7 protein-coding genes are annotated in these 5,760 nt (G+C 66.7%); 1 reads left to right on the top strand and 6 read right to left on the bottom strand.

The window, feature by feature from the left end; translation table 11 throughout:
* The 4 genes from HHL10_RS29740 to HHL10_RS29725 form a co-directional block, all read right to left on the bottom strand.
* On the bottom strand, positions 1-380 hold a 380-nt coding region (locus tag HHL10_RS29740), incomplete at its 3' end, for a DUF5943 domain-containing protein (protein ID WP_235971878.1).
* Between the two features lie 2 nt (positions 381-382).
* Entirely contained in the window at positions 383-1,354 is a 972-nt protein-coding gene (locus HHL10_RS29735; RefSeq protein ID WP_169164046.1) for a dipeptidase, read from the bottom strand.
* A 17-nt stretch (positions 1,355-1,371) separates the two neighbouring features.
* Positions 1,372-2,652, bottom strand: coding sequence for a serine hydroxymethyltransferase (gene glyA / locus HHL10_RS29730; RefSeq protein ID WP_169164045.1), 1,281 nt, complete (start codon positions 2,650-2,652; stop codon positions 1,372-1,374).
* A gap of 299 nt (positions 2,653-2,951) precedes the next feature.
* Positions 2,952-3,413, bottom strand: a complete 462-nt coding sequence (locus tag HHL10_RS29725; RefSeq protein ID WP_205833291.1) for a prolyl-tRNA synthetase associated domain-containing protein — start codon at positions 3,411-3,413, stop codon at positions 2,952-2,954.
* Positions 3,414-3,688: 275 nt separating this feature from the next.
* Here HHL10_RS29725 and HHL10_RS29720 point away from each other — a divergent pair, with 275 nt between their 5' ends.
* Positions 3,689-4,594: a DMT family transporter gene (locus tag HHL10_RS29720; RefSeq protein WP_205833290.1), complete on the top strand. Its 906-nt coding sequence runs from the start codon at positions 3,689-3,691 to the stop codon at positions 4,592-4,594.
* A gap of 4 nt (positions 4,595-4,598) precedes the next feature.
* On the opposite strand, the gene HHL10_RS29715 is transcribed toward HHL10_RS29720, so the two are convergent.
* Complete coding sequence (locus HHL10_RS29715; RefSeq protein WP_169164043.1) at positions 4,599-5,525, bottom strand: LysR substrate-binding domain-containing protein; 927 nt, start codon at positions 5,523-5,525, stop codon at positions 4,599-4,601.
* A 56-nt stretch (positions 5,526-5,581) separates the two neighbouring features.
* A partial coding sequence (locus HHL10_RS29710; RefSeq protein WP_205833292.1) for an NAD(P)(+) transhydrogenase (Re/Si-specific) subunit beta occupies positions 5,582-5,760 on the bottom strand: 179 nt, incomplete at its 5' end.

Below are 5,760 nucleotides of genomic sequence, written 5' to 3'. Positions count from 1 at the left end.
CGCGTCACCGGCACGCCGGCGATGCCCTGCGCCAGCACGAACACCGAGTGCTGCAGCTTGATGCGCGCGTGGCCCGTGGCCGCGTCCACCTCCTGGAACGAGAACAGGCCCCAGCCGCGCTGCGACAGCCGCTTGAGGTAGTGCTCGTACACCGCCAGCCCCTGCAGGCCGTGCGTCCTGGCCTCCTGCTCGCACCAGAAGTACGCCGAGCGGTAGCCGGCCTTGTAGAGGCTCTGCGCGTAGGCCTCGCGCCCGATGGCGGCTTCGGCCTCGACGTGGTTGTTGACGAAGAAGTGCCGCGGCACGTAGATCATCGGCAAGCCGTCGGTGCTCCAGATCCCGGTGTCCGGATTGACGTCGATGGGCAGTTGCGGATTCATGCTCAGGCTCCCCACACTTCCTTGAAGACGCGCAGCCAGTTGCCGCCGATGACCTTCTCGATCTTGCGGGTCGGCCAGCCCGCATGCAGCATCGCCGCCGTGAGGTTGGGCATCTCGCCGATGGTGCGGATGCCCACCGGGTTGAGCACGGTGCCGAAGTTGGTGAGACGCCGGTGCCGGCCCTTGTCGTGCGTGAGATGCTCGAAGAAGTCCTGGCCGTAGCCCTGGGTGTGGTCGGTGCCCACGCCCACGCAGTCCTCGCCCACGAGGTTGATGACGTAATCGAGCGCCTCGACGTAGTCCTCCACCGTGGCCTCGATGCCGCGGCGCAGGAACGGCGGGAACATGGTCACGCCGATGAAGCCGCCATGCTCGGCGATGAAGCGCAGCTGCTCGTCGCTCTTGTTGCGCGGGTGCTCCTTGAGCCCCGCGGGCAGGCAGTGGCTGTAGGTGACGGGCTTCCTGGAGGCCAGGATCGCCTCCTCGCTGGTCTTGGCCCCCACGTGCGAGAGGTCCACCATGATGCCCACGCGGTTCATCTCGGCGATGACCTCGTGGCCGTAGCCCGAGAGGCCCCCGTCGCGCTCGTAGCAGCCCGTGCCGATGAGGTTCTGGGTGTTGTAGCAAAGCTGCACCACGCGCACGCCCATGTCGGCAAACGCCTCGATGTGGCCCAGGTGGTCCTCGAAGGCGTGCGCGTTCTGGAAGCCCAGGATGATGCCGGTCTTGCGCTCGAGCTTGGCCTGCTCGATGTCGCGCGTGTTGCGCACCAGCATGAGCAGGTCGGCGTTCTCGCGGATGAGCGACTTCATCTGCGCGATGTTGTGCACCGTGCCCTTGAAGTCCTCCCACACCGAGACGGTGCAGTTGGCGGCGGTGAGGCCGCCCTTGCTCATGTCCTCGAAGACCGAGCGGTCCCACTTGGAGATGATCAGCCCGTCGATGACGATGGCGTTGGCGTGGATCGAATTCATGTCGTCGGTCCTCGGCATCAGAGGTTGGGATAGATGGGGAAGCGGGACGTGAGGGCGTGGACCTGCTCGCGCACCAGCATCTCCACCTTGGCGTCGCCCTCGGGATGCCGGCGCAGCGCCTGCATCACGTCCAGGATCAGCCGGGCGACTTCGCGGCAGTCGTCCTCCCGCATGCCGCGCGTGGTGATGGCGGCGGTGCCGACACGGATGCCCGAGGTGATGGTGGGCTTCTCGGTGTCGAAGGGGATGCCGTTCTTGTTGCAGGTGATGCCCGCGCGCTCCAGCGCCACCTCGGTCTGGTTGCCCTTGAGGCCCAGCGGGCGCAGGTCCACCAGCAGCAGGTGGTTGTCGGTGCCGCCGGTGACGAGATCGAGCCCGCCCTTGAGCAGCGTCTCGCCCAGGGCCTGCGCGTTGGCCACCACCTGGCGCGCGTAGTCGCTGAAAGCGGGCTGCAGCGCCTCGCCGAAGGCCACGGCCTTGGCGGCGATGACGTGCATGAGCGGCCCGCCCTGCGCGCCGGGGAACACCGCGGCGTTGACCTTCTTGGCGATCTCCTCGTCGTTGGTCAGGATCACGCCGCCGCGCGGGCCGCGCAGCGTCTTGTGCGTGGTGCTGGTGGTCACGTGCGCATGCGGCACCGGGCTCGGGTAGACGCCCGCGGCCACGAGGCCGGCCACGTGCGCCATGTCCACCATCAGCAGCGCGCCCACCTCGTCGGCGATGGCGCGAAAGCGCGCCCAGTCGATCACGCGCGGGTAGGCCGAGAAGCCGGCGATGATGAGCTTGGGCCGGTGCTCGCGGGCCAGCCGAGCGACCTCGTCGTAGTCGATGCGGCTGTCGGCCTCGCGCACGCCGTACTGCACGGCGTTGAACCACTTGCCCGACAGCGCCGGCTTGGCGCCATGCGTGAGGTGGCCGCCGGCCGACAGCGCCATGCCCAGCACCGTGTCGCCGGGCTTCACCAGCGCCAGCATCACCGCGGTGTTGGCCTGCGCGCCCGAGTGCGGCTGCACGTTGGCATAGCGCGCACCGAAGAGCGTGCACAGCCGGTCGATGGCCAGCGACTCCACCGCGTCGGCCCACTCGCAGCCGCCGTAGTAGCGCTTGCCGGGATAGCCCTCGGCGTACTTGTTGGTGAACACCGAGCCCTGCGCCTGCATCACCGCGCGCGAGACGATGTTCTCGGAGGCGATCAGCTCGATCTGGCCCTTCTGCCGGCCGAGCTCCTGGCCCAGCGCCTTGGCGATGCGCGGGTCGGCCTGGGTCAGCGGGTCGGCGAAGAATGAAGTCGTGTTCATGGCTTGGCTGTGCGAATGGGTCGGCGTTGCGTTGAGAAGAAGCAGTCGGCGCGGAGGCCGCCTTGGGCTTTGCTGGACTTGATCCAGATCAGCGTTTGTTGGCTTCATTCTTTGAGCCGGGAGCTTTCGCGGCTTGTGCGCCGCGGACATGCACTTGCCCAAATCCGACATCACGGGATTGCCCGCATACGACACGGTGTGCTGGGCCGTTGGCCTGGAAACGACACCGGCCAAACAAAAACGGCGCCGGCGTCCTCGACGCCGGCGCCGCAACCTTGCAGGCAAGGAAGGAGACTCCGTCAGATCTGGATCACCTTGGGCACATGCCCCGTCAGCGCCAGGAAGCCGGCCAGGGCCTGCCGGTCGATGGCCACCGTGGCCGTATTGCGCAGCGGATGTGCCTGCAACTTCTGCGCGTCCCACACGCGCTGGTCGAACACCAGCTCGACCGCCCGTCCCTTGTCGTTGAGCAGCGCGAACACGCTCACGGCGCCGGGCGTCACGCCCAAGTAGCGCTGCAGCCGCTCCGCCGAGCCCATGCTGAGCTTGGTGCTCTCCAGCGTCCGGGCCAGGGCCTGCAGGTCCAGCCGCATGTCGTGCGGGACGATGACCAGGAAATGGCGCGTGCCCTTGGCGTCGCGCAGGAACACGTTCTTGGTCTTGAAGCCGTCAATGTCGGGTGCCGCGGCGAGCGCGTCCGCAATGGTGAAGACGGGCTCATGCTCCGCGATGTCGTAGGGCAGTTGGTTTCTGTCGAGCAACAGGAGGAGCTCGTCGGCGGGGCTGGTCGGGAGGTCGGTTTCCATCCGTTCAGGATAGGCAACAGCGTGGCACCGGCTTGCATGAAAGCGCCATGCTCTTGACCGACTGCGACATCGTGGCAGCCAAGGCACACCAACGGCAACGTGCCGGCCTCGACTGCGGCTACGGCTGCCACAAAGCACGTCTTGTTCACATTTCGTGAACCGAGGCTCCACGCTTCGCGCGTTGATCCTTAGATTCGTGTTTTGTACGCTGCTGGGAGAAGGAAATACTCTTGAATTCTTCCAACCGCGTCTTACACGGCATTGCCCTGCTTATTGCAGCGGTGGCCTGCTTCGCCCTGCTCGACACCGCCACCAAGTTCGTCAGCGTGGGTGTGCCGCTGCTGATGACGGTGTGGTGCCGATACATGTTCCAGGCCGCTATCACCGGGGTGGTATTGCTGCCCCGCCGGGGGCGGTCACTGTTGTACACGCGGCGGCCCTGGATGCATCTGCTGCGCGGACTGCTACTGCTGCTGTGCAGCGTGTTCGCGTTCATGAGCTTAAAGGTCATGCCGGTAGGCGAGTTCACCGCGATCGTGATGCTCACGCCGCTGCTGATCACGCTGATCGCCGCCACGTCCCTGGGTGAGCACATCTCGTTGGCACGCTGGCTGTGTACGCTGGGTGGCTTTGCCGGGGCGCTGGTCGTGATCAGGCCGGGCGCCGACATGTTCGATTGGTCCATGCTGCTGCCCCTGGGGCTGGTAGCGACCAACACCGGGTTCCAGGTCGTCACCAGCCGGCTGGCCAGGACCGACGACCCCGGCACCATGCATTTCTATACCGGCTGCGTGGGTGCCGTGGCCACGAGCCTGGCGCTGCCTTTCGCCTGGCAAGCGCTCGAGTCACCGGCGTTGTGGATGGGCCTTGTCCTGCTGGGGGTGGCTAGCACCGTGGGCCATTTCCTGCTGATCCTGGCCTACATGCGAGCGCCGGTTGCGGTGCTGACGCCTTATTTGTACGCGCAGATTGGCTTCGCTACGCTGGCGGGCTGGCTCGTGTTTTCGCATGTCCCGGACCGCTGGGCAGTGGCCGGGATCGCTGCCATTGCTGTCTGCGGCGCGCTGGGCACCTGGCTCAACGGTCGGGACAGCAGACGGCCTGCGCTGCTGGCCACTGGGCAGCGAGCTTGCTGAAGCGCTATCCGGTTGCTTGGGCGCCGAGCGAGTACGGACCGCGTGTCAGCTGCTCCTGCAGGAACGCCACGCACACCCGTACCTTGGCCGACTGGCTTGACCGTACCGGCGTGACACCCCAGACGTCCGCGGACTGGCTGTAGGCCGGCAGCACGCGCACCAGTTGCCCGCTGGCCAGGCTGCCGGCGACGTCCCAGTCTGACGCCAGCAGAATGCCGTGGCCATCATGAGCCCATACGCGCACGATGTCGGCGTTGTTCGACGCCAGCGCGCCGCTGACCTTCACCGTCTCCAAGCCATTCGGGCCGGTCAGGCGCCAGACGCCAAAAGGCAGGTCGCGCTCGCGCAGCAGCAGGCACTCGTGCTGGGCCAGGTCAGCCAACGTCCTGGGCTCGCCCATGCGCTCCAGGTAGCTGGGCGCGGCGCACAGCAACCGGTAGGCTGGCACGATGCGGTGCGCTACCAAGTGAGGCTCAAGCACCTCGCCGACCCGGATGTCGAGGTCGATGTCCTCCGCAACCAGATCGACCTGGCGGTCCACCACCTCCAGCCAGATCTCGAGCTCGGGGTAACGCTTGGCCAACTGGGACAAGGCCGGCGCCACATGCCGGCGCCCAAGCCGGAAGCCGCTGCTGATGCGCAGCACGCCGCTCGGCTCGGCCTTGGCGCTTGCTACCGTGTCGGCCATGCGGCCCACGCCTTCGAGAATCTGCTGCGCGGCACGGAACACCGCCTCGCCGTCGTCGGTGACCGCCACGCGGCGCCCCGCCCGATGGAACAGGTTGACGCCCAGCGCCTTCTCCAGGATCGCGATGCGCTTGCTCACGAAGGCCGGGGAGGTACCCAGTTCCTTGGCGGTGGCGGCGAAGTTGGCGCGCCGCGCCGCCAAGCAGAAGACCCGCAAGTCGTCGAGATGGAAAGAGAGATTCACCACGTGCGCATCCTATAGGCCAACGGAGCGGAGGACGCGCTTGCGGCGACTTGTGGTCACTCCACCGCCTTGACCATGTCCTCGACGACCTTCTTGGCGTCGCCGAACACCATCATGGTCTTGTCCATGTAGAACAGCTCGTTGTCCAGCCCGGCATAACCGGCGGCCATGCTGCGCTTGTTCACGATCACGGTCTTGGCCTTGTAGGCCTCCAGGATCGGCATGCCGTAGATGG

It is taken from the genome of Azohydromonas caseinilytica (genome assembly GCF_012927045.1).
Classification (GTDB): domain Bacteria; phylum Pseudomonadota; class Gammaproteobacteria; order Burkholderiales; family Burkholderiaceae_C; genus Azohydromonas; species Azohydromonas caseinilytica.
Note: the sequence above shows the minus strand (reverse complement) of the source record. Positions and strands in the feature narration are given on the sequence as shown.